The organism is Rhodanobacter sp. PCA2 (assembly GCF_013620825.1).
Taxonomy (GTDB): Bacteria; Pseudomonadota; Gammaproteobacteria; order Xanthomonadales; family Rhodanobacteraceae; genus Rhodanobacter_A.
The window spans coordinates 22,600-46,502 of sequence record NZ_NJIC01000009.1 but is presented as its reverse complement, the minus strand read 5'-3'; the positions used below and the strand labels follow the sequence as shown (position 1 = coordinate 46,502).

Annotated in this window: 21 protein-coding genes; 2 read left to right on the top strand and 19 right to left on the bottom strand. The window is 69.2% G+C overall.

Features of this window, described 5'->3' with window-relative positions:
- Positions 1 to 83: 83 nt before the first annotated feature.
- The 12 genes from PCA_RS02315 to kdpF form a co-directional block, all read right to left on the bottom strand.
- Entirely contained in the window at positions 84 to 2,903 is a 2,820-nt protein-coding gene (locus PCA_RS02315; protein WP_181300577.1) for an ATP-binding protein, read from the bottom strand.
- Positions 2,900 to 3,511, bottom strand: coding sequence for a YfiR family protein (locus PCA_RS02310; protein WP_181300576.1), 612 nt, complete (start codon positions 3,509 to 3,511; stop codon positions 2,900 to 2,902). The genes PCA_RS02315 and PCA_RS02310 overlap by 4 nt, the downstream gene beginning before the upstream one ends.
- A complete protein-coding gene (locus tag PCA_RS02305) occupies positions 3,499 to 5,496 on the bottom strand; it encodes a TonB-dependent receptor (RefSeq protein WP_219918478.1) in 1,998 nt (665 codons plus the stop codon). Before PCA_RS02305 ends, PCA_RS02310 begins: the two co-directional genes overlap by 13 nt.
- Before the next feature lie 380 nt (positions 5,497 to 5,876).
- Positions 5,877 to 6,377: a single-stranded DNA-binding protein gene (gene ssb / locus PCA_RS02300; protein ID WP_181300573.1), complete on the bottom strand. Its 501-nt coding sequence runs from the start codon at positions 6,375 to 6,377 to the stop codon at positions 5,877 to 5,879.
- A 167-nt stretch (positions 6,378 to 6,544) separates the two neighbouring features.
- On the bottom strand, positions 6,545 to 7,237 hold the full coding sequence (locus PCA_RS02295; RefSeq protein WP_181300572.1) for a response regulator: 693 nt from the start codon (positions 7,235 to 7,237) through the stop codon (positions 6,545 to 6,547).
- On the bottom strand, positions 7,234 to 9,894 hold the full coding sequence (locus PCA_RS02290; protein WP_181300570.1) for a sensor histidine kinase KdpD: 2,661 nt from the start codon (positions 9,892 to 9,894) through the stop codon (positions 7,234 to 7,236). Before PCA_RS02290 ends, PCA_RS02295 begins: the two co-directional genes overlap by 4 nt.
- 87 nt (positions 9,895 to 9,981) lie before the next feature.
- A complete protein-coding gene (kdpC, locus tag PCA_RS02285; RefSeq protein ID WP_181300568.1) occupies positions 9,982 to 10,566 on the bottom strand; it encodes a potassium-transporting ATPase subunit KdpC in 585 nt (194 codons plus the stop codon).
- Positions 10,566 to 11,390: a TorF family putative porin gene (locus tag PCA_RS02280; protein ID WP_255436607.1), complete on the bottom strand. Its 825-nt coding sequence runs from the start codon at positions 11,388 to 11,390 to the stop codon at positions 10,566 to 10,568. Before PCA_RS02280 ends, kdpC begins: the two co-directional genes overlap by 1 nt.
- A gap of 26 nt (positions 11,391 to 11,416) precedes the next feature.
- The gene (locus PCA_RS02275) at positions 11,417 to 11,605 is read right to left on the bottom strand and encodes a hypothetical protein (protein WP_255436625.1); all 189 of its coding nucleotides are present in this window, start codon (positions 11,603 to 11,605) and stop codon (positions 11,417 to 11,419) included.
- A 20-nt stretch (positions 11,606 to 11,625) separates the two neighbouring features.
- Positions 11,626 to 13,698, bottom strand: a complete 2,073-nt coding sequence (gene kdpB, locus PCA_RS02270; protein ID WP_181300564.1) for a potassium-transporting ATPase subunit KdpB — start codon at positions 13,696 to 13,698, stop codon at positions 11,626 to 11,628.
- Between the two features lie 3 nt (positions 13,699 to 13,701).
- Positions 13,702 to 15,522, bottom strand: a complete 1,821-nt coding sequence (gene kdpA, locus PCA_RS02265) for a potassium-transporting ATPase subunit KdpA (RefSeq protein WP_181300562.1) — start codon at positions 15,520 to 15,522, stop codon at positions 13,702 to 13,704.
- Complete coding sequence (gene kdpF / locus PCA_RS02260; protein WP_181300560.1) at positions 15,519 to 15,611, bottom strand: K(+)-transporting ATPase subunit F; 93 nt, start codon at positions 15,609 to 15,611, stop codon at positions 15,519 to 15,521. Before kdpF ends, kdpA begins: the two co-directional genes overlap by 4 nt.
- Before the next feature lie 376 nt (positions 15,612 to 15,987).
- Here kdpF and PCA_RS02255 point away from each other — a divergent pair, with 376 nt between their 5' ends.
- Both PCA_RS02255 and PCA_RS02250 read left to right on the top strand, forming a co-directional pair.
- Positions 15,988 to 16,992: a polyprenyl synthetase family protein gene (locus tag PCA_RS02255; RefSeq protein WP_181300558.1), complete on the top strand. Its 1,005-nt coding sequence runs from the start codon at positions 15,988 to 15,990 to the stop codon at positions 16,990 to 16,992.
- A 70-nt stretch (positions 16,993 to 17,062) separates the two neighbouring features.
- Positions 17,063 to 17,629, top strand: coding sequence for an NUDIX hydrolase (locus tag PCA_RS02250; protein ID WP_181300556.1), 567 nt, complete (start codon positions 17,063 to 17,065; stop codon positions 17,627 to 17,629).
- A 28-nt stretch (positions 17,630 to 17,657) separates the two neighbouring features.
- Here the strand turns inward: PCA_RS02250 and bla are convergent, their stop codons facing one another.
- The 7 genes from bla to coaD form a co-directional block, all read right to left on the bottom strand.
- Complete coding sequence (gene bla, locus PCA_RS02245; RefSeq protein ID WP_181300554.1) at positions 17,658 to 18,545, bottom strand: subclass B3 metallo-beta-lactamase; 888 nt, start codon at positions 18,543 to 18,545, stop codon at positions 17,658 to 17,660.
- Between the two features lie 85 nt (positions 18,546 to 18,630).
- A complete protein-coding gene (locus PCA_RS02240) occupies positions 18,631 to 19,671 on the bottom strand; it encodes a TMEM43 family protein (RefSeq protein ID WP_181300552.1) in 1,041 nt (346 codons plus the stop codon).
- On the bottom strand, positions 19,671 to 20,537 hold the full coding sequence (locus PCA_RS02235; protein ID WP_181300550.1) for an MBL fold metallo-hydrolase: 867 nt from the start codon (positions 20,535 to 20,537) through the stop codon (positions 19,671 to 19,673). Before PCA_RS02235 ends, PCA_RS02240 begins: the two co-directional genes overlap by 1 nt.
- 270 nt (positions 20,538 to 20,807) lie before the next feature.
- On the bottom strand, positions 20,808 to 22,526 hold the full coding sequence (ggt, locus tag PCA_RS02230; RefSeq protein WP_181300549.1) for a gamma-glutamyltransferase: 1,719 nt from the start codon (positions 22,524 to 22,526) through the stop codon (positions 20,808 to 20,810).
- Positions 22,523 to 22,783 carry a YfhL family 4Fe-4S dicluster ferredoxin gene (locus PCA_RS02225; protein ID WP_181300548.1) on the bottom strand — a complete coding sequence of 87 codons (261 nt, stop codon included), beginning with the start codon at positions 22,781 to 22,783 and terminating at the stop codon, positions 22,523 to 22,525. Before PCA_RS02225 ends, ggt begins: the two co-directional genes overlap by 4 nt.
- Positions 22,784 to 22,844: 61 nt before the next feature.
- A complete protein-coding gene (locus PCA_RS02220; protein ID WP_181300547.1) occupies positions 22,845 to 23,348 on the bottom strand; it encodes a hypothetical protein in 504 nt (167 codons plus the stop codon).
- A complete protein-coding gene (coaD, locus tag PCA_RS02215; RefSeq protein ID WP_181300546.1) occupies positions 23,341 to 23,895 on the bottom strand; it encodes a pantetheine-phosphate adenylyltransferase in 555 nt (184 codons plus the stop codon). Before coaD ends, PCA_RS02220 begins: the two co-directional genes overlap by 8 nt.
- Positions 23,896 to 23,903 lie beyond the last annotated feature (8 nt).

Below are 23,903 nucleotides of genomic sequence, written 5' to 3'. Positions count from 1 at the left end.
CCCCCTTCCGATACGTTGGAGTCCGCTTCCAAACGCAGGACCTCGATCGACCACTTTCGGGCCTCTTGGCCCGTCGCGGGCAGTCATGGTGGCCTGGCTTCCAGATAGCTCGCCAGAAAGGCCTTGACGGCATCCGATTCGCGCTCGAGTTCCGGCAGCAATCGGGCCAGCATGTCGGCCGCCCCCGCCTTGCCGGCGCTCTCGATCTGCTCGCAGAGTTCGCCCAGCCCCAGGGCGCCCACCGTGCGCGCGGAGGACTTCAGCCGGTGCGCCTGGCCGACGACGGTGGCCATGTCGCCGATGCCGCACGCAGCCTTCAGCAGTTCGATGGTGCTGCCCGCACTGTCGCGAAAACTCTGCAACAGATCGGCGATGACCATGGGGTCGCTGCCGACCAGATCCTCGAGCACGCCAAGGTTCACAGCGGCGGCGTTCGATCCATCGGGCGCCATACCCCTTCGCGGCCCGAACGGCCACGGAAGGGATGGAAGCAGCTCGGTCAACGCTGCGCGCAGGTCGGCCAACTGCAGGGGCTTGGTCAGATACTTGTCCATGCCGGCGGCGCGACAGCGTTCCGATTCGCCCTTGAGCGCCGTGGCCGTGAGCGCAGCGATGGGTATGCGCCGCTTGCCCCGCTCCTGCGCGCGAATTGCCCTGGCGAGTTCGTAGCCGTCCATCGACGGCATGTGCAGATCGGTCAGCAGCAGCCCGTAATCGCCGCTGCGCCAAAGTTCCAGGGCCTGCTTTCCGTTGGATGCCATCTCGGCGGCAACGCCGAGCAGCGCGAGCTGGCGCAGTATCACTTTCTGGTTGGTTTCGTCGTCCTCGGCCACGAGGACGAGCCGACCGGCCTGGCGGGCCTCCTCGCGCGAGGGCACGTCGAGCTTTCCCGGGTATCTGGCCGCCGGCGCCGGCGCCGCGGCGCGACCGGCAGCCAGGTTGACGGCACGGCAGAGACGGCGACGAGTGAGGACATTGCCGTCCACCCAGACGGCGTCCTGATCCAGCGCCAGGCCCTCGGGGCTTGAACCGCGGCCGATGGCGACGAGCCGCCAGCCATGTTCCGCAGCGCGCTGCCCGAGCGCCCGCAGGGAGGCACCGTCGATGTCGGGATCGCTCGCGCCGATCACGCCGATCCATGGCCCCGGAGGCGACGCTTCCATGAGCAGGCACGCCTGCGCCATGTCGGCGGCTTGCTCCGTCTGCGCACCCTCTGCGGCGAGATAAGCGGCCAGATCGGCGGCGAGCCCGTCCACGCCACCGAGAACGATGCAGCGAACTCCGGCCAGTTCCGGCGCCGACCCGGCGGACGCCTCCTGCCGCGCCGAAGGCAGCGACACGCGCACGCTGAAGGTCGAGCCCTGCCCCACTTCGCTTTCCAGCTCCAGCGTGCCCTCCATCAAGTCCACCAATCGACGCGAGATGGCCAGGCCGAGACCCGTTCCCCCGAAACGCCGCGTGGTGGAGGTGTCTGCCTGGCTGAACGCGGCGAACAGTCGCGCGCGCGTGGGTTCATCGATGCCGATGCCGTTGTCGATGACTTCCAGCACCACGGCGGCGCGGCCGTCCGTACAGCGATGGTCCAACCGGACGCGTACGGCGACCCGACCCGGTCGTTCGCCGCCGCTGGAAAACTTGATCGCGTTGCTTGCCAGGTTGATCAGCACCTGGCGCAGGCGCAGGGCGTCGCCGACGACCGCGGCGGGAATCGCCGGCTCGACGAAGACCGTGAGACGGACGTCTTTCTTCACGGCAAGGTTGGCGAGCATCCCGCAGGCGTTCTCGGTCATCTCGCGCAACGAGAACGGCGCCTGCTCGAGTTCCAGCCGACCGGATTCGATCTTGGAGAAATCCAGAATGTCGTCGATCACGGTCAGCAGCGAGAACGCCGATTCGCGGATCAGGTCGAGCATCTCGACCTGATGGCCTTTGAGGTCGGTCTGCTGCAGGACGTCGATCATGCCGATCACGCCGTTCATCGGAGTGCGGATCTCGTGGCTCATGGTGGCCAGGAAACTCGACTTCGCGCGGCTGGCTTCGTCGGCCGCGGCCTTCGCCGCCGTCAACTCGCGGTTTGCCTGCTGCAGGTCCGAGGTACGCGCGTGCACGCGATGTTCGAGGGTGGCATTGAGCCGCATGATCTCCTGCCGGGCGAACTGACGCTCCTCGGCCTCGCGACGCACGTCCAGGTAGGATGCCTGCAGCGCTTCCGTGCGACGCTCCACCTCGGCGAGCATGTCGTTGAACGAGTCGACCAACTCGCCGACCTCGTCCTGGGTGGTCTTGGCAACGCGCCGCGAGTAGTCCTGCTGCCCGACCACCTCGCGCGCGGTGAACACCACCGCCGCGATGGGCGCGGTGACCAGCCGCTCCATGCGCCGGATCAGGACCAATGCGATCCCGATGGAAAGCAGACCCACCAGCACCGCCACGCCGATGGCTCGCGCGACGATGCCGACGAGGTTGTAGCCGACCTTCAGGTAGACCGTGCCGAGCGGCGTGCCATCGTGGACGATCTGCCGGGTAACCACCAGGGCGCCGCCGTCGATGCGGGTGCTGTCGCGCTTGACTTTCGCGGGAATGGTGTCGTGCTGGCCCTCGGCGACGTAGCTGGCGAAGAGCTTGTCGTCATCGGTGTAGATCGCCGCCGAGCGGACGCTTGGCCGCGCAGCCAGCAGGGCGAGGTTGCCGTGGGCCAGTTGCCGGTCGTCGAACTGGAGCGCGGGCGCGGTCATGCGGCCCAGCAGTTCCGCCGTGGTGCCTACATCGTTCACATGGCGGTAGTGGTACGCAACCACGTTGCCGACGATGTTGCCGAGGGTGGCGCAGACCAGCGCAGCCACCGTGGCGATGACCACGATGGCCTGCAGCTTTTCGCGGATCGAGCCGAAGGTGCTTTTCATGGCGCGCCGCGTACCACGCGCCGGGCAGCGGTGAGCATCAGAGCCCGCAGTTCGAGGCCACTGCTTGCGACGGGTTTGAGCGCCACGTCGAAGCGCAGGTGCCGGTCGATCAGGTCGAAGCTGATCATGCTGTCCAGCGTCCGCTCCTGCCCCGCATCGGAAACCACCAGCACGGGCTTGCCCCTGACGGCATCGCCGATCGCTTGCAGTGTGCGCGTGTCCATGGCGCCCACAAACAACATGTGCACGCCTTGCAGCGGGTCCTGGGCCTCCATCCGCCGCGTCACCAGGGGACGGCGGCCGGCCGTCTTGCCGACGACCATGCGGGAGAGAATCGCCTCGAGCTCGTCGTTTCCGATCACGCCGATGACGATGGGGCTGTCTTCGCTGGCAAAGACCCCTGACGGCCATTCCACGTAACCGGCGAACTTGTACAGGTAGGCCGCCTTGACCTGCAGCGCGGGGTCGCTGGCTTCAACCGCCGACGGCTGCGCGGCGTTGGCCCCTACGGCAACGGTCGCGGGCATGGCCAGGATCGCGCACGCCAGCAGGCAGCTGGCCCGGCGCACCGCGAAGGCGATCGCGGGAGCGGCGGTCACATCGTCCACGCCAGCGCAAATATCACGGTGCGGCCGATTTCGCGTCGCAGTGCGCGTGTCCGGTACTCGCCATGACCACCGGACAAGTTGCGTCCGGTCAGCGAGATCTCGGTGCCGGGCGCCAATTTCCACCCAAGCCGCGCATCGACGGCCAGGTACGCCGGCACATCGTCCCTGGCCAGTTTGCCGACGTGGCGCAAGCCGACATCGAGTTCAGCGTTGCCGCCCAGGTTCCAGCTCGATCGCAGTTGCCAGGTGTGGGTAGGATCGAAGCCCTTCCTGCCGGGTGCGGCCGCGTCGTTGCTGCCTGGCTTCAACCTGAAACGCTCGTTCAGCACCGTGAAGCCGCCGCTCAGGCGCCAGTTTTCGGCGGCCTGGAAGCTTCCCCAGCCCTCGATGCCATCGGCGTGCCCTTCCATCAGGCTGCCGAAAAAGAGGTAGGTGAAGCTGGGCGCGATTTCCTGGGTGCGCAGGTGGTCATAGTCGTTGTGGAATATCGTCGCGGACCATGAAAGCCGCGGCGTCGGCTGCCCGCGGTATCCAAGTTCGTAGACCTTTGCCACTTCCGAGCGCACCTGATCGCCACCGTCGAGCAGATAAGGCGGTGCGGCCGGAACATGGGCATCGCGATCCAGCCGCGACGGGGCCCGCACGGTGCGCGACGCGGCCATCCAGAACAGATGGTTCGGCGTCGCCTTCCAGGCCAGGCGTGCATTGGGCAGGAATTCGGTGCCGGTGTAGTCGTTGCGCTCCAGCCGTGCGCCCAGCGTCAGGCGCAGCCGGGGGGTCAGCGCCAACTCGTCCTGCGCAAACAGGCTGGTCCAGTGCTGGCGCACCCGCGCCGGAAGAAAGGCGAAATAGGGGCTGGTGTTCTCCACCTTGTCCCGGCTTTGCCTGGCGTTCATTCCCCACACCAGCGAATGCACGCCCAGCGGCCGCAGCGAATGCTGCAGCTGGAAGTCGAGGATATCCAGCCGCTCGCCGAACAGCGGCGGTACGGTGCGCCGGGTATGGTCGTAGTAGGCCTGCAGGTCGAGGCTGCCGCCTTCGGCGAGCGCGCGATTCCAGCGTGCGGTCAGGTTGGCGCCCGAGTTGGAGACGTCGCCCAGTATCAGGTCGACGCCGCTGATCGCCAGCGCACCGGGCGCCGGTTGCTGTTCGGAGCCGTCGTAGACATTGCCCTCCACCGTGAGGCCGTCGTTGCCACGCTGCCAATCGGTGCGAAAACCCACCTGGGTCCGATGGCCGGCGTCATCGACCGTGGTCCCGTCCGCGGTTTCGCCCCGATCCCAGCGCGTATGCCTGGCATACACCCGGTAGTTGCCACCCGCGCCGAGCGATCCGCCGTAGCGGAAGCCGATGTCGGAACCGTCGTTGCCCACCGCGGTGGTCAGCAGCGCACCGCGGGTATCTGCGGCCGATCGGGTGATGATGTTGATCACGCCATTGACCGCGTTGACGCCCCACAGGGTGCCCCCTGGACCGCTGATCACCTCGATGCGTTCGACGTCCTCCAGCATCACCTCCTGTGCGTCCCAGAACACGCCGGAAAACAGCGGCGAGTAGACCGAGCGTCCGTCGATCAGGACCAGCAGCTTGTTCGGCGCGCTGCTGTTGCTTCCATTCATGCCGCGCGCCGAGATGGCATGACCCGTGGCGCTGGCCTCGGCCACCTGCAGATTGGGCGCCAGGCGCAGCGCCTCGGGCAGGCTGCGCGCGCCGGAGCGGCGGATGTCCTCCGCGGTAATGACGAACACCGACGCGGCGGCGTCCGCCAGGCGCTCGGGCTTCTTGGAAACCGAGGTGATCTGGATGTTGCCCAGTTCCTCCAGCGACAGCGAGGTCAGGTCAGTGGGCTGCCCGGACAGCTGGGGAATGGAGGCCTGTGCCGACAACGCCGGCAAGCCCAGCATCACGGCAGCGCACAGGGCCTGCCGCAACGGATGTCGACGAATGCCAAGAACCCTGTCATCCGGACTGGCCGGCACATGCATGGCTGGAACCCCCGTCGAGCCACACGCCATCCTTGTCGGCGGAACCCGATGGTCGACGCGCAGGGCTGGCACGATTTGCCGGCCCGTGGCGCACGCAACCCTGAGTCACCACCTGAATGGCTTCCGGCGCCCTTGCGGACGCCGCCCCTGGAGCTCTTCACTCGAAACTTCTTGCGGGAGTTATAAATGCTGCAGCACGGCACTGTCCAGAGGCGGCATCCGTGCTAGCTGCCGACAGCCATCGATTCCGCACCCGTGCGGCGACAACCATGTTCAGATGGCAACGGGACGGCCCCGGAAATGCCTGACCCAAAAACCAAAACCCCCGACACCTCGGGGGTTTTGGATCAAAACCGTACAACAGCGCTCCAAGGCATGTCCTAGAACGGGATGTCGTCGTCCTCGAAACCGCCGCTGCTGGCGGGTGCAGCCGGCGCAGGCGCGCCGCCGCGGGACTGGTTGCCGTAGCCGCCGCCCTGGGAGCGCTGGCCGCCCTGCGGGCGCTCGCGCTGGAAGCCGCCGCCCGAACCGCCGCCCTCGCCGCCGGGGCCGCCCAGCATCTGCATGTCGCTGGCGACGATGTCGGTGGAGTACTTCTCCACGCCGTTCTTGTCGGTGTACTTGTCGGTGCGCAGCGAACCTTCGATGTAGACCTGCCGGCCCTTCTTCAGGTATTCGCCGGCGATCTCCGCCAGCTTGCCGAACATCTTCACGCGGTGCCACTCGGTGCGTTCCTGGCGCTCGCCGCTCTGCTTGTCGGTCCAGCTCTCCGACGTGGCCACGCTCAGCGTCGCGATCGCGGAACCGCTGGTGGTGTAGCGCACCTCCGGATCGTTGCCCAGGTTGCCGACCAGGATGACCTTGTTGACGCCACGTGCCATGGGAATGTCCTCGTTGAGCCAGCCGTACGTTCGGGAGTGGTTACGGCTGGAGTGGTGTTTCGGGCTGGTTATCATACCCGCGCCCCCGTCCCTGTACAGGCACCGGCAACCCGGCGGGCCGCGGGTCCCGGCCATGGGTCGCCGTACGCGTTCAGCGACAGCGGGGTTCATTCCACGAGAAAGCGGTAGCCCACGCCCGGCTCGGTCTTCAGCCAGCGCGGCTGGGCCGGGTCGTCGCCCAGCTTCTGGCGCAGCTTGCCGACCACGATGCGCAGGTACTGGCTGTCGGCCACGTGGCTCGGGCCCCAGATCTCGCGCAACAGTTGCGGCTGGGTGACCACGCGGCCGGCGTGGCGCAGCAGCATCGCGAGCACGGCGTATTCCTTGCGGGTCAGCGCGAGTTCGGCACCGTCCAGCCGCACTTCGCGGCGGCCGAGATCCACGCTGAGCCGGCCATCGTCCCAGCGCGGCGGCGCCGCGGGTTCGCCGGCCGGGCGCTGGCGCAGCAGCGCGCGCAGGCGCGCCATCAGTTCCTGGATGCCGAAGGGCTTGGTCACGTAGTCGTTGGCGCCGGCGTCCAGCGCGCGCACCTTCTCGGTCTCGGCGTCGCGCACCGACAGCATCAGCACCGGCACGCGACTCCACTGGCGGAGTTCGGCCAGCACCTCGTGGCCGTCGCGGTCGGGCAGGCCGAGGTCGAGGATCACCAGGTCCGGGTTGCCGGTGGCGGCCTGCGCGAGGCCTTCGGCGGCGGTGGCCGCGAGCAGCACCCGGTAGCCCTCGGCGCGCAGGCCGATGTCGAGGAAGCGGCGGATCTGCGCCTCGTCGTCGATCACCAGCACGCGGGGAGAAGTGTTCATGCGGGGCTGGCGGGCGCTTCGGGCAGGGACAGGGTGATGCGGATGGTGGTGCCGCCGCCTTCGCGCGGCAAGGCCTCCACGCTGCCGCCGTGCGCGCCGATCATGCCGCGGCAGATCGCCAGCCCCAGCCCCGTGCCCTGCGCAGCGCGATCGCCGCGCGACACCGAATAGAACATGTCGAAGATGCGCGCACGCTCCTCCTCGGGTATGCCGGGGCCGCGGTCGCCCACTTCCAGCAGCAGGCGTTCGCCCTCGACGCGGGCGGCGACCGTCACCGGCTGTTCCGGCGGCGAGAAGCGCGCGGCGTTCTCCAGGATGTTGAACAGCGCCTGCTCGATCAGCGCGGGATGCACATAGAGCAGCACGGTGTCGCGCGGCAGGTCGGTGTCCACGCGCATGGCGGGAAACAGCTTGCGCAGGCGCGTGACCGCGGCGGCCACGATCTCGGCCACGTCCACCCAGTCGCGGTTGAGCTTGAGCGTGCCGTGGCCGAGCCGCGTCATGTCCAGCAGGTTCTGGATGTAGCGGTCCAGCCGCTGGCCTTCGCCGAGGATCGCCTCCAGCAGTTCGCGGCGCTCGGCCGGCGGCAGCTTGTCCTCGTAGTCGATCAGGGTGCCGGCGGCGCCGATCATCGAGGACAGCGGCGAGCGCAGGTCGTGCGATACCGAGGAAAGCAAGGCGCTGCGCAGGCGTTCGGTTTCGCCCTGCACGCGCGCACCTTCCAGTTCCTCGGCGAGGCGGGCGCGGGCCAGCGCCTGGCCGATGTCCTGCACCATCGCGAGCGCGAGGCTGCGGCGATCCGGATCGGGCTCGCCCGCCTCGCCCGGAAAGCGCAGTGCGGCCACGCCGAGCCGCTGCTCCTCGCCGCCCAGCGGCAGCAGCCAGCAGGGCGCGGCGTTCAAGGTGTCGGTGTAGCGGCCCGCCGGCGTGGCATGGCGTTCGCACCAGTCGGCGGCGGCCAGGTCCTGCGGCTGAAGATGCAGGTCGTGCGGCGACGACGCCATCGGCTGCAGGACGCCAGCCGCATCGCGCGCCAGCAGCGCCGCCTCGCACGGCAACGCCTGAGCGAGCGCCGCGGCGCCCACCGTGCGGATGCCGGCGGCATCGGTGCTCGCGGCCAGGCGCTGGCCCAGCAGCAGCAGCGCGCGCGCCTGCACGTGCGTGGCGCGCAACGACTCCACCTGCTGCGCCAGCCGCGTGGCGAGCCGGCTGCACACCAGGGCGGCAAGCAGGAACAGGCAGACGGCCAGCACGTCGTCGGGGCTGGAGATTTCCAGCGAGTACACCGGCGGCGCGAAGAAGAAGTTGTAGGCGACGAAACTGAGTATGGCCGTATAGACGGCCACCGCCATCCGCGTGCGCACCGCCACCACCAGCACGGCGGTGAGGAAGATCAGCGAGAGACTGGCCACCGACAGGTAGCGCTGCCCGACGAAGGCGAGCGCCAGCGCGACCAGTGTGGCCAGGCTGGCATAGATGTATTCGCCGCGCCGCCCGAAGCCGCCCGGCGGCCTCAGCCGCAGGCGCCGGCGCGAGGCTGCGCGCTCGGCCGGCGTGGCGACGATGGTGAGTTCCAGGTGCGCGCCGCGGCGCAGCAGCTGCTGGGTGAGCGAACGACCCACCATGCGGGCGAACAGGCGCTCGCGGGTGCGGCCGAGGATGATCTGCCCGGCCCCTTCGCGCTCGGTGTACGCCAGCAACTCGTCGGCCACGGCGTGGCCGCGCAGCATCACCGCGTCGCCGCCGAGGCGCCGCGCCAGCCGCATCGCGGCGTCCACCCGTTCGCGTCGCGCGTCGTCCATGCCCGCGCCGGTGTCCACGAAGGCCACGCTCCAGGGCACGCCTCGGCGTTCGGCGATGCGCCGCGCCACGCGCACCAGGTATTCGCTCTGCGCGTGGCCGTCGATCGCCGCGAGCACGCGGCGGCGCACCGGCATCGCCACGCCGCGCGCCAGCATGCTGCCGCGCAGGTCGCTCTCCACGTGGGCGGCCACGGTGTCCACCGACAGCTCGCGCAACGCGGCGAGGTTGGTGGGCGAGAAGAACGCATCCAGCGCCGCCGCCGCGGTTTCCGGCACGTAGACCTTGCCCTGCCGCAGCCGCTGGATCAGCTCGCGCGGCGGCAGGTCCACCAGCACGATGTCGCGCGCGCGGTCGAGGAAGGCGTCGGGCACGCGTTCGCGCACGGTGACGCCGGTGATGCGGCGCACCTGGTCGTTGAGGCTTTCCAGGTGCTGCACGTTGAGCGTGGTGTAGACCTCGATGCCGGCGTCGAGCAGCTCGGCGATATCCTGCCAGCGCCGCTCGTGGCGGCCGCCGGGGAGATTGGTGTGCGCCAGCTCGTCCACCAGCAGCACCGCCGGCTTGCGCGCCAGCGCGGCGTCGAGATCGAACTCCCCGAACTCACGACCGTGCAGGTTCACCCGCCGCCGCGGCAGCAGTTCCAGGCCTTCCAGCAGAGCCTCGGTTTCCGCGCGGCCGTGGGTTTCCACCAGGCCTACCACCACATCGACGCCCTGCCGACGCAGTTCGCGGGCGGCGGAGAGCATGGCGCAGGTCTTGCCCACGCCCGGCGCGGCGCCGAGGAAGACCTTCAGGCGGCGCTCGTCCGTGGCCGTCTCCAGCAAGGCGTTCGCGCGGGCCTGACGGGAATCCATGTCAGGGAGTGGCCGGGGTTTTCATGGGCGCATCATCGCCGTTTCGCCTGGCCGGGGGAACGCGTCGCACGAGGGCGCGCAACCGGTTCAATGCGCGACTATCCGGTCCAGCGCCAGGTTCAGCAGCAGCACGTTGACCCTGGGCTCGCCCAGCAGGCCGAACTGGCGGCCCGTGGTGTTCGCCGCGATCAGTTCGCGCACGCGCTGCGGCGACAGCCCGCGGCTGCGCGCCACGCGATCGAGCTGGTAGTCCGCCGCGGCGGGCGAAATTTCCGGATCGAGCCCGCTGCCGGAAGCGCTGACCAGATCCACCGGCACCGGCTGCGTGTTGCCCGGATCGGCGGCGTGCAAGGCGGCGATGCGCTGTCGCGCCGCATCCGTCAGCGCGGGATTGGAAGGACCAAGGTTGGAACCGCCGGAGGCGGTTCCGTTGTCGGGCATCGGCGCGGTAGCCGAGGGTCGCGCCCAGAAGTATTTCGCGTCGCTGAAGTCCTGCCCGATCAGGCTGGAACCGACCGGCTTGCCGGCACGCTCCACCAGACTGCCGTTCGCCTGGCGGGGGAACAGGGCCTGGGCCAGCCCGGTGACCGCGAGCGGATAGGCCACCCCGGTCACCACGGTCAGCAGGATCAACAGGCTCAGTGCAGGACGGACAAGTGCGAACGTGCGCATCACTGGAAACTCCCTTGCAACATCACGAAGCCGCGCGTGCCGCCCACGTCCAGCGTGTCGGCGGCGTTCTGGAAGCTGGCGGTGTGGCGGTAGAAACGGCCGTTGGTGGCGCGGGTGACGACGCCCAGCACGGTCCAGTGCGGATTGATCGTGTACTTGGCGCCCACGCCGATATCGGCGTAGTCGGGATTGCGCGCGCCATCGGCGTTCGGCACGGTCAATCGGGTGCTGTAGTGCGTGTAGCCCAGGTGCAGGGTGAGGCTCCACTGCGGATCCAGCGGCCACGCGCCTTCCAGCATCAGGTAGCTGGTGCCCTTTGAGTTGCCCTGGTAGCCCTGCTCGCGATCCGCCCCGAAGTAATCGGTGAGCGCGTAGTTGTATTTCAGCGTCCACAGCTTCCAGCTCAGCGCCACGTTCGCCTCGCCGGTGTTGAGCGAGCGCGACGGCAGGCCGGCATGGTCGAGATTGGCGCCGGGATAGATATAGCCGTAGAGGCCCGCACGCCACGACCAGTCGTCGTTGATCTGCTTTCCGTAGCTGGCGTAGACATCCCACTCCACCGAACCGCCCGGAAAGCTGCGGTCGCTGATGCTGGACATCCAGGTGCCGACGGCAAAGCCGCTGGCGGTGGCGAGGTCCACGCCGCCCTGCACCGCGGGTTTGCCCCAGCTCTGGGTGAGCCCGCGGAACACGTAGTCGGAGGTGAGTTCCAGGTTGCCGGTGACCGTGGTGGCCGGTGCGTCGTCTGCGCGTGCCGGCGTCGCACCGAATATCGCGACCAGCCCCAGCGTTGCAACGAAATGGTGCATTCGTAGGTTGAGCATGGTGCCCTCTGGTGAGTTCGTGGTGGTCAGATGCCCGCGTAACCGCCGAGAACACAGGCTTCGGCGCCCGTTGGCTCTTCCGGCGTTGCACGGGGCATGCCAGCACGCGCCGGCGGCATCGCGATCGCCACGTCGCATCCGGTGTCGTCGGTCGACACGCGCAGTTCCGTGTCCGGATGCGCGTCGTCGGGTAGCGAAAGCGAGGGCTTGAGCATCCGCACGTTGGAAACCCCGCTCAGGCCAGTCCGCACAGGACCAGCAGCATGTCGATGAGCTTGATGCCGACGAACGGCACGACGATGCCGCCGAGGCCGTACACCAGCAGGTTGCGCCGCAGCAGCGCGCCGGCGCCCAGCGCGCGGTACTTCACGCCTTTCAGCGCCAGCGGAATCAGGAAGACGATGATCAGCGCGTTGAAGATCACCGCCGACAGGATCGCGCTCTGCGGCGTGGCCAGCTGCATCACGTTGAGCGCGTTCAGCGCGGGATAGGTGGTGGCGAACGCGGCCGGGATGATCGCGAAGTACTTGGCGATGTCGTTGGCGATCGAGAAGGTGGTCAGCGAACCGCGCGTGATCAGCATCTGCTTGCCGATCTCCACCACCTCGATCAGCTTGGTCGGATTGGAATCCAGGTCGACCATGTTGCCGGCTTCCTTGGCCGCCTGGGTGCCGGTGTTCATCGCCACCGCCACGTCGGCCTGCGCCAGCGCCGGCGCGTCGTTGGTGCCGTCGCCGCACATCGCCACCAGGCGGTTCTCGGCCTGGATGCTGCGGATCAGCTTGAGCTTGGCTTCGGGCGTGGCCTCGGCGAGGAAGTCGTCGACGCCGGCCTCGGCGGCGATGGCCGCGGCCGTGAGCGGATTGTCGCCGGTGATCATGATGGTCTTGATGCCCATCCGGCGCATCTCGGCGAAACGCTCCTTGATGCCGCCCTTGACGATGTCCTTCAGCTCGATCACGCCCAGCGCGGCGAAACCTTCGGCCACGATCAGCGGCGTGGCGCCGCGGCGCGCGACCTCCTCGGCCATCTGCTTCACGCGCGGCGGCAGCTGGCCGCCGATCGATGCCAGGTGCTTCTCCACCGCGTCGAGCGCGCCCTTGCGGATCGAGCGGCCGTCCACGTCCACACCGCTCATGCGGGTCTGCGCGGTGAACGGCACGAACGCCGCATGTCCCTCCGCCAGCTGGCGCTCGCGCAGGCCGAAGCGCTCCTTGGCCAGCACCACCACGCTGCGGCCCTCGGGCGTTTCGTCGGCCAGCGAGGCGAGCTGGGCGGCATCGGCGAGCGCCTTTTCCTCCACGCACGGCGCCGAATGGAAGGCCACCGCCTGGCGGTTGCCGAGCGTGATCGTGCCGGTCTTGTCGAGCAGCAGCACGTCGACGTCGCCCGCCGCCTCCACCGCGCGGCCGGAAGTGGCGATCACGTTGGCGCGGATCATCCGGTCCATGCCGGCGATGCCGATGGCCGACAGCAGCGCGCCGATGGTGGTGGGGATCAGGCAGACCAGCAGGGCCACCAGCACGGTCAGCGTGATCGGGTGGCCGGCGCCCGCGGCCTGCACGCTGTAGATCGAATACGGCAGCAGGGTGGCGCAGGCGAGCAGGAAGATCAGGGTGAACTTCGCCAGCAGGATGGTCAGCGCGATCTCGTTCGGCGTCTTGCGACGCGCGGCGCCTTCCACCATCGCGATCATGCGGTCCAGGAAGCTCTCGCCCGGATTGCTGGTGATGCGCACCACCAGCCAGTCCGACAGCACGCGGGTGCCGCCGGTGACCGCGCTGCGGTCGCCGCCGGATTCGCGGATCACCGGCGCGGATTCGCCGGTGATCGCGCTCTCGTCCACGCTGGCCGCGCCGACCACCACCTCGCCGTCGCCGGGAACCTGCTCGCCCGCCTCCACCAGCACGTGGTGCCCGTTGCGCAGCTCGCTGGACGGCACGAAGGTGATCGCCGCATCGCGCGCGGGGCCGGCCAGCTTCTTCGCGATCACGTCCTTGCGCGAACCGCGCAGCGCGGCGGCCTGCGCCTTGCCGCGCCCTTCCGCCAGCGCCTCGGCGAAGTTCGCGAACAGCAGGGTGAACCACAGCCACGCGGCGACCCAGAAGATGAAGCCGGTGGGCGCCTCGCCGTGCCCGGCCAGCGCCTGCACCCACAGCAGCGTGGTCAGCACGCTGCACACGAACACCACGAACATCACCGGGTTCCTGAACTGCAGCCGCGGCGACAATTTGCGGAACGAGTCCGCGACGGCGTTGAGGACCAGTTCGCGGTCGAAACTGCGAACTGCATGAGTCGTCGAAGTCATGGTTCAGTGCCCCGTTGCGGACATCAGGTATTCGGCGATCGGGCCAAGCGCCAGCGCCGGAAGAAAGGTCAGCGCGCCGACCACGATCACCACGCAGGCCAGCAGCGCGACGAACAGCGGCGTGTGCGTGGGCAGCGTGCCGGCGGATTCCGGCACGTGCCGCTTGGCCGCCAGCGCGCCGGCCATCGCCAGCATCGCGATCGCCAGCGGGAAGCGCGCGAGGAACATGCACACGCCCAGCAGCACGTTCCAGAACGGCGTGTTCGCGGAGAGGCCGCCGAACGCGCTGCCGTTGTTGTTCGAGGCCGAGCTGACCGCGTAGAGGATCTCGCTGAAGCCGTGTGCGCCGGGGTTGGCGATGCCCGCCACGCCCGCCGGCAGCAGCACCGCGATCGCCGTGCAGATCACCACCAGCGCGCAGGGCAGCAGCACCGCGAGGCTGGCCATCTTCATCTCGAAGGCCTCGATCTTCTTGCCGAGGTATTCCGGCGTGCGGCCCACCATCAGGCCGGCGATGAACACCGCCACCACGGCGAAGGCCAGCATGCCGTACAGGCCCGAACCGACGCCGCCGAAGATCACCTCGCCCAGCTGCATCAGCCACATCGGGATCAGGCCGCCCAGCGGCGTCAGCGAATCGTGCATCGCGTTCACCGCGCCGCAGGAGGCGGCCGTGGTGATCGCGGCGAACAGGCCGCTGGCGGCGACGCCGAAGCGCGTTTCCTTGCCTTCCATGTTGCCGCCGGCCTGCAACGCGGAGGCATGCTGGTCCACCGCCTGCTGCGCCACCAGGCTGTGCAGCGCCGGGTTGCCGGCCTGCTCGGCGGCGACCAACCCCACCGTCAGCGGGACGAAGATCACCAGCATCGTGGCGAGGATCGCCCAGCCCTGGCGGCGGTCGCCGACCATCTGGCCGAACATCACGCACAGGCCGCCGGGAATCAGGAAGATCGCCAGCATCTCGATGAAGTTGGAAAACGGCGTCGGGTTCTCGTAGGGATGCGCCGAGTTCGCGTTGAAGAAACCGCCGCCGTTGGTGCCGAGCATCTTGATCGCCACCTGCGAGGCCGCCGGCCCCATCGGCAGGGTCTGCGTGGTGAGCTGCGCCGGCCTGGTCTCGGGATTGCCGGAAGCATCCTTGACGGGATTGCCGGCCGCATCGGTCACCGGGTTGGCGTAGGTGGTGGTCTGCACCACCGGCACGTCGACGTAGGGCTTGAAGTTCTGCACCACGCCCTGCGAAACCAGCAGCAACGCGATCACCAGCGAGATCGGCAGCAGCACGTAGAGCGTGGCACGGGTCAGGTCGACCCAGAAATTGCCGAGCGCGCCCGCGCCGCGCCGCACGAAGCCGCGCACCACCGCCACCAGCACCGCGATGCCGGTCGCCGCGGAGAGGAAGTTCTGCACCGCCAGCCCCAGCATCTGGGTCAGGTAGCTCATCGTGGTTTCGCCGCTGTAGCCCTGCCAGTTGGTGTTGGTGGCGAAGCTGATCGCGGTGTTCATCGCCGAGTCCGGCGACACGTTGCCGAAGTGCTGCGGGTTCAGCGGCAGCCACTGCTGCACGCGCTGCAGCAGGTACACCAGCAGCAGGCCGAACAGATTGAACAGCAGCATGGCCAGCGCATAGCGCTTCCAGCCCATGTCCTCGTCGCTGCGGACTCCGCCGAGGCGGTACAAGAGGCGCTCGATGCCGCCGCCGAGGCGCGTCACGCGGTTCGGTGTTTCGGCGAACACCAGGCTCATGTAGCTGCCCATCGGCTTGAGCAGCAGCAACAGCACGGCCAGGAACACGCCGATCTGGATGAAGTCGTTGGCGGTCATTCGAACCACTCCGGCTTGAGCAGGGCCACGCACAGGTAGGCGATCAGCAGCACCGCGATCACCGCGGCGATGGCGTAGGCGAAATGCATGCGGACACTCCCGTCAGGCGATGCGGACAAGGTCGGGACGGCGGGCGCGACTCACTTGCGCGGCCCCAGCCGGTCGCAGACCAGCAGGAAACCGAGCACCGCCGCGCTCAGCACGAACAGGAACAGCAGGTAGACCAGGTCCATGGGCGCCGACTCGTGGAAACGACGGCGCGCACTGTAGGAAGTGCCGTATATGAAAGGGGTAGCGATCCGGGGCCGGCGCATATAGAACGCGTAAATTTTCAGTCCGGCGGGACCCTGCACCCGGGCCAGGTGCGACCCCGCGCCCCGGGTCGAGCGGGAACGGACGCACATTCCCGTGCGGTGGTCCGCGTCCGCTGCCCCTATAATCATGCGACCCGGACCGTGAGCGCCCATGAACTCGATCCCCGCCGCCGACGCCAACCGCCCCGCCGACTTCGCCGCCGTGCGCGCGCTCGCCGATGCCGACATGCGGCGCATCGACATGCTGATACGGGCGCGGCTGGCCTCGGACGTGGTGCTGATCAACCAGATCGCCGACCACATCATCGCCGGCGGCGGCAAACGGCTGCGCCCGATGCTGCACGCGCTGGCCGCGCGCGCCGCGGGCTACCACGGCGAGCAGCACGTCAAGCTGGCCGCGGTGATCGAATTCATCCACACCTCCACCCTGCTGCACGACGACGTGGTGGACGAGTCCGGCCTGCGCCGCGGCCGCCAGACCGCCAACGCGCTGTGGGGCAACGCCGCCAGCGTGCTGGTGGGCGACTTCCTCTACTCGCGCTCGTTCCAGCTGATGGTGGAGCTGGACGACATGCGCGTGATGCGCATACTCGCCGACACCACCAACACCATCGCCGAGGGCGAGGTGCTGCAACTGCTCAACATCGGCAACGCCGACGTGGACGAGGCCGCCTACCTCGCGGTGATCGAGCGCAAGACCGCGGTGCTGTTCGCCGCCGCCACCGAACTCGGCGGCCTGCTGGGCGGCCTGCCCGCGGAACAGGTGGCCGCGCTGCGCCGCTACGGCATGGAGCTTGGCTACGCGTTCCAGATCGCCGACGACCTGCTGGACTACACCAGCGACGCCGATACCCTGGGCAAGAACATCGGCGACGACCTCGCCGAGGGCAAGCCCACGCTGCCGCTGATCTACGCGCTGCAGAAGGCCACGCCGGAACAGGTCGCGTCGCTGCGCCACGCGATCGAGCACGGCGGGCTGGATTCGCTGGACCGCATCGTCGCCGCGATCCGCGACTCCGGCGCGCTGGAGCGCACCCGCGAGCGCGCCGTGGCGCATGCCGACGCCGCGCACGAGGCGCTGGCCGCGCTGCCCGCCTCGCCGTATCGCGACGCGCTGGCGACGCTGGCGGACTACTCGGTGCAGCGCACGTTCTGAACCTCGCCGCGCTTGTGGACGATCCGTCGCCGCGGCACCATGCCGCGACCACTCCAGCGACGCGATGCCGATGAACCCACTCGACCACTCCCTGCCCGCCGATGCCGACGCGCCGGAGGAAACCCTGTACCAGGGCCGCTGGCTCAGCCTGCGCAAGCGCGGGCGCTGGGAGTATGTCGAGCGCAACAACCCCGGCGGCGCGGCGATCGTGATCGCGGTGACGCCGGACGACCGCGTGCTGTTCGTGGAGCAGTACCGCGTGGCGATAAGGGCGCGCACCATCGAGATGCCGGCCGGCCTGGTGGGCGACCTCGCGGGACAGGAGGACGAGGGCATCCTGCTGGCCGCGCAGCGCGAACTGGAGGAGGAAACCGGCTGGCGCTGCGGGCGCGTGACGTTCCTGCACCAGGGCCCGTCCTCCGCCGGCATGAGCACCGAGATGATCGCCTATGTGCGCGCCCACGACCTGGTGAAGGTGGGCGCGGGCGGCGGCGACGCCAGCGAGGACATCGTGGTGCACGAGGTGCCGCGCCGCGAGGCGGGCGGCTGGCTGTTCGCGCGCGCCGCCGAGGGTTATTCCATCGACCCGAAGCTGTTCGCGGGCCTGTGGCTGCTGGAGCACGCCGCCACGGATTGATGGTCGCGGAGACGCGGCCTCGCCCGGCTCACTTCGCGCCGGCACGCTCCTTCGCCAGCTGCGCGTCCAGGTTCTTCGCCGCACCGGCCGCGTAGTTGCGACAGGCCTGCGAGTCGACCAGCGGAGCCACGTCCGTCGGCGACTTGCGTTGCGCCACCTTTTCCCAGAAGCCGCTGGCGTCCGGATGCGGGGTCACGAGGATGTCGCAGGGCAGCGCGGCCACGGTGGCAAGCCCCTTGCGGAAGGCGGCCACGTAGGCGGGATGGTCGATGAAGCGGTAGCCCGGCGCGGCGATGGCGCTGAGGCTGTCGGCATAGGCCATGTGCAGGCAGCGCCCGCCCTCGCAGGCGTCCCAGGTCCACGAGGTGCTGCCCGGCGTGTGGCCGGGGGTGTAGTGCGCGGTGATCGCCACCCGCCCGAGTTGCAGGACTTCCCCGTCGCGCACCACGCGCACCTGCTTCACGGGCTTGTACTGCGGCGCCGAACCGTATTGGGGATCGCCGGGATCGGCGCCGCCCAGTTCCAGTTCATGCGCGCCGGCCGCGCTTGCGAGCACCTGTGCGCCGCTGGCGGCCCGCAACGCGGCGATGCCGCCGGCATGGTCGCTGTGCGCGTGCGAATTGAGTATCCATTTCACGTCGCGCACCCGGAAACCGAGTGCGCGGATGTGCGCCTCGATCTGCGTCGCGGATTCGGGCAAGCCGCCGTCGAACAAGGCCAGCCCCTGCCCGGTATCCACCAGGACCGAGGAGAGGCCGTACGGCCCCACGTACCAGGTGTTGCCGTAGATGCGGAACGGCTTTTGCGGCGCGTTCCACTCGCTGTGGGGGATGTCGCGTACGGCCTGTGCCGCGCGGGCTCCGGGCAGGATCAGGCCCAGCGCCAGGATGGCGCCGGCAAGAAGACGCAGATGCATGGAGGGACTCCGTGGTGGCGGCTGTGCAGCATCGCCGCCACGACAGGCTGGCCGCTGGCGCGATCCTGACATTTTTCCGACGGATTCAGCGCACGGGCGCACGACGGCGCCACACCAGCAGCCCCACGCCGGCCAGCGCGGCGACCAGCCACAGCACGGCCGCCAGCGTGCTGCTGCCCAGCCACGGCAGCGCGGCGAACACGCCCACCACCAGCAGGCCGCCACCCAGCGCCGCCGTCGGATCGATGCGCGGCGTGCCGCGCCACTGCAGCAACAAGCCAGCGCCCGCCGCGGCCAGCAGCACGGCGAGGATGCGCCGCAGCCACGCCATGCCCGGCTGCGCCGCCATGTCGGGGCGCATGTCCAGCAGCGCGCTGTCGCCGACGTTGACGCCGTAGTCGCCGCCATCGGCCGCGTTCGGCGCCGCCACCAGGCGGTCGCCGGCCACGCGGGCGATCATTGTCACTTCCTGCAGCGGCACCGCGCGCCAGCTCACCCGCAGGTCGCCCAGGCGCGGGGAGCCCGGCTTCGCGCTGGTCACCAGCGCCTTGTCGTGCAGCGAGAAACTCGCGGCCAGGTTGGCCGGCAGCGCCTTCATGTCGGGCGCCACGGCTTCGCTGCCCGGCAGCGAGCGCACCAGCGCAGCGTCCAGCATGTAGCCGCCCAGTTGCACCTGGCCTGCCTCGAAACGCTTGCCGGCGATGGCGAACGGCCCCGGGTTGGCGTGGCCGTTCGGCTGCGCGAAGCGGCTGGAATCCTGCGGCTTGTCCGCCCAGTCCAGCTCGTAGGTCACGCTGTTGCCCAGGCGCAGTTCGCGCCACTGGAACATCTCGACGTGGCGCGCCAGCAGCGGCGTGTCCGCGTGCTGGCCGAAATCCGCATCCAGCGGGGGCACCACCACGCGCGGCGTGCCGCTGATGCGCACCAGTTTCCCCTGCAGCTCGGGCTGCGGTTCCGCGTCGGCGCCCAGGTCGGTCACCGCGCCGCCGTGCTGCTGCAGCGCAGCCCGGTAATTCGCCAGGCTGCGCTCGGTCCACACCGCCAGCGCGATGCCCAGCACGAGCAGGAGCAGGCCGGCTGCCACGGCCGGCGCGCCGCGCAACGCCGCGATGCGGCGGGCGGGCATCAGGCCAGGCTCCCGCGCAGTTCGGCCTGTTCGTCCGCGCAGCCGTAGCGGCCGCGCTCGTCGCGCTGCACGCGCGCCGCGGCGCAGGCGTGGTCGTGGGTGAAGAACAGCCGCACGCCGCGCGCCAGCTTGTCGTCGAGGAACGCGCGCTTCTCGTCGATCAGTTTCTCGGGGTAGCGGTCGTAGCCCATCGTGATCGGCAGGTGCACCCAGGCGCGGCCCGGAATCAGGTCGGCGCAGAACACCACGTCGCCCACCTCGGCCAGCATCAGCCCCGGCGTATGGCCGTCCGAATAGCTGAAGCGCACCGCATCGCCCAGCGCCTGCGCATGCTCGCCCTCGACCAGTTCCAGCCGCCCGCTGTCCGTGAGCAGTTGCGGCAGCTCGGGGATGAACGAGGCGCGGTCGCGCGGATGCGGCTGCAGCGCACGCCGCCAGTGCGCGGCGCCCACGATGTAGGTGGCGTTGGGGAACAGCAGGCGCGGCGGATGGCCTTCGCGCCACGTCGCCAGCAGGCCGCCGGCGTGGTCGAAGTGCAGGTGCGACAGCACCACCGCGTGGATGTCCTCGTGCAGCAGGCCGATCGCGGCGAGCGAGTCCAGCAGCACGTGGCGATCCTCCACCACGCCGTAGCGCTCGCGCAGCGAGGGTTCGAAGAACGCGCCTATGCCGGTCTCGAACAGCACGTTGCGGCCCGGCACGCCGTTCACCGTCACGCCCTTCGCCAGCAGGCAGCGGCAGGCCAGCGGGATGCGGTTCTGTTCGTCCGGCGCGATCCAGCGCGACCACACCGCTTTGGGAGCGTTGCCGAACATCGCGCCGCCATCCAACTGCTGGGAATTTCCGGCAAGCGAGAAGAGTTCCATGTCAGTCACCTCGCGTTGCCACGGATTCGCCGGGAGCGAATCCGGACGCCATCGGCGGCCCCGCGCGACGCGCGGGGCGAGGCCCATGGATGGGCCGAGCCAACATGGCGCCGCCGTCGAGCTGCTGCGAATTGCCGATCAGCGAAAAGAGTCCCATGCAAAACACCTCATTGCCGCGCGCCCACCGTACGCGACCCCGGGCGCCGCATCCACGCCCCGGTCACCCGTTCTTGCCCGCCATTCCGGCACAGGCCGGAATGGCGAACCTCATCACTCCACCTTGCCCAGCCCCGACGGCCGGCGCGGATCGCTGGCGGCGTCGAGCTTGTTGTCGCGATGGTCCCAGGTGACCACGTTCATGTAGCCCCAGGGCTCGCGCGGCTTGAGCGTGTAGCCCATCTTCTTCAGTTCCGCGCTGGTGGCGGCGTCGAACACGCCGTCTTCCACGTAGACCACGTCGGGCAGGAACTGGTGGTGGAAGCGCTTGGCGGCGGCGACCTGCTGCGCGCTGTCGCCGTCGATGAAGTGCAGGATGCCTTCCAGCACCTGGGTGATGATGGTGGAGCCGCCGGGCGAACCGATCACCGCGCTGCGGTCCTTGCCGACCACGATGCTGGGCGACATCGAGGACAGCATGCGCTTGCCGCCCTGCGGCGCGTTCGCCTTGCTGCCGAGCAGGCCGTAGACGTTGGGCTGGTCCGGCACCAGCGCGAAGTCGTCCATCTCGTCGTTGAGCAGCACGCCGGTGCCCTTGGCGACGAAGGTGGAGCCGAGGACGTAGTTCACGGTGGAGGTGATCCCCACCATGTTGCCGTCCTTGTCGATGATCGAGAAATGCGTGGTGTGCATGCCTGGATCGTGCGCGGGCCCGTGCGGCAGCATGGACGAGGGCGTGGCCTGGTCGGGCAGGATGTTCTGGCGCAGGCCGTCGGCGTAGAACGGCGACAGCAGCATGTCCAGAGGCATCTTCACGAAGTCGGGATCGCCGAGGTAGTCGTTGTGGTCGCGGAACGCGCGGCGCATCGCCTCGATGATGTAGTGCGCGCGATGCGCCTGGTCCATCTTCGCGAGGTCGTAGCCGCGCAGGATGTTGAGGATCTCAGCGATCGCCACGCCGCCGGAGGACGGCGGCGGCGCGGTGACGATCCTGTAGCCCCGGTAGTCGACCACGATGGGCGCGCGCTCCTTGGCGCGGTAGTTCGCCAGGTCCTGCAGCGACCAGTTGCCGCCGGCGGCATGCACGGCATCCACCAGCTTCTGCGCCGTTTCGCCGTGGTAGAAGCCGGCATCGCCCTTCTCGGCGATCAGCTCCCAGGTGCGCGCCTGTTCCGGGTCGCGCCAGATTTCGCCATCCGCGGGCGGCTGGCCGTTCGGCAGGAACTTGGCCGCGGAGGCGGGCCAGCGTTCCAGGTTCTTCTGTTCTTCCCGGATCGCGCCCAGCAGGCGCGAGTCGGGCTTGAAGCCGTCGCGGGCGGTGCGGATCGCGGGCGCCAGCGACACGCTGAGCGGCAGCCTGCCGTAGCGCTTCGCCAGCAGCACCAGGCCGGCCGGCTCGCCGGGAATGCCCGCCGAGAGCGGCCCCTTCAGCGCCGCGTCGCGGTTCGGCGTGCCGTCGGGGTTGAGGTAATCCCTGGGGTTCACCGCCATCGGCGCGGTCTCGCGCGCGTCGATGAACACGTCGCGGTTGTCCTTCGCGATGTGCAGCGTGGCCATGAAGCCGCCGCCGATGCCGGAACTCTCCGGCTCCACCACCGACAGCGTGGAGGCCACCGCCACCGCCGCGTCGAATGCGTTGCCGCCCTTGGCCAGCACCTCGAAGCCCGCGTTGGTGGCAAGGAAGTTCGCGCTGGCGATGCCGGCATGGCCGGGACGCACGGCCGGGGCCGTGCTGGCCGGCGCGGTCTTGGGCGCGCCATCGGCGGCGAAGGCTGCGCTGCCCGTCAACATCAGGGCCAGCAGCAGGGCGCGGCTGTGCAGGGGGAAGTTCATGCGGCGGATTCCTTGCTCATCAAGTGCCGGTACTTGAGCTCGAGCGCTTCGCGCGACTCGGTGTGTTCGGGGTCGACGATGATGCATTCGACCGGACACACCTCCACGCACTGCGGCTCGTCGTGGTGACCCACGCATTCGGTGCACAGGGCGGGGTCGATCACGTAGTACTCCTCGCCCAGCGAGATGGCCTTGTTCGGGCAGACCGGTTCGCAGACGTCGCAGTTGACGCAGGTGTCGAGGATCTTCAGGGACATCGGTACATGCGGCGGGCCGGGAGGCGGGCGTTGCACCCGCGCAGCCCGGCCTGCCGTTCGATCACATCTGCACGAAGCGGAACGTGGCGCCGCTGGGATTGACCACGTCGGCGACGCGCTGCTGGTCGGCCTGGTCGCCGATGAACACCACGATCACGCCCTTGAACGTGCCGGGCTTGGCGTCCTTGAACGCGGCCACGACCAGGTCGGCGGTGGTGGCCGACACCGGGCCGGCGAACGCCATCAGGTTGCCCGGCAGCACGCCGCGGGCCACCGCATCCTGCACGTTCTGCAGTTGGCGGTCGTTCTGCGCCTTGTCGTCGTCGGTCTGGCCCGGGGTCACCAGGTAGGCGTACGGCTGCTGCGCGGCCATGCCCTGCAGGTTCTTCTGCACCAGCTGGCCGAGGTAGGCGTTCCAGCCTTTGGCGTCGGTGATGCTGGTGGGCTTGGTGGCCGCCTGGGTCTTCTGCGCCGCCTGCTGGTCCTGTTCCTGACCCTTCGAGCAACCGCCCAGCACGAGGCCGGCGGTCAGCGCGATGGCGGCGATGAGTACGAACTTACGCATGATGGTCACCTTCTGTTTCGGGTTGCTTGGGTTGGCCGCCGTAGCGGCCCTGGTGCCAGCGCTGACGCATGGCCTGTTGCACCGCCGGATGCACGAAACCGGAGATGTCGCCGCCGAGACGGCCGATCTCCCGCACCAGCGACGAGGAAATGAAACTGTATTGCTCCGCCGGGGTGAGAAACAGCGTCTCCGCCTGCGGAATCAGATGCCGGTTCATGCTGGCCAGCTGGAATTCGTATTCGAAATCCGACACGGCGCGCAGGCCGCGGATGATCACGCCCGCGCCGGTCTCGGCCACGAAGTCGGCCAGCAGGCTGTCGAAACCGCGCACCTCCACGTTGCGCAGGTCGGCCAGCGCGAGCCGCGCCAGCGCGATGCGCTCGTTGAGGCTGAAGCCCGGCCCCTTGCTGGAGCTGTCGGCCACCGCCACCACCACGCGGTCGAACAGGGGCGCGGCGCGCGCCACCAGGTCGGCATGGCCGTTGGTGATCGGATCGAAGGTGCCCGGATAGACGGCCAGGCGGGGATTGCCGGAAGGTTTGTTCACGAGCCGGG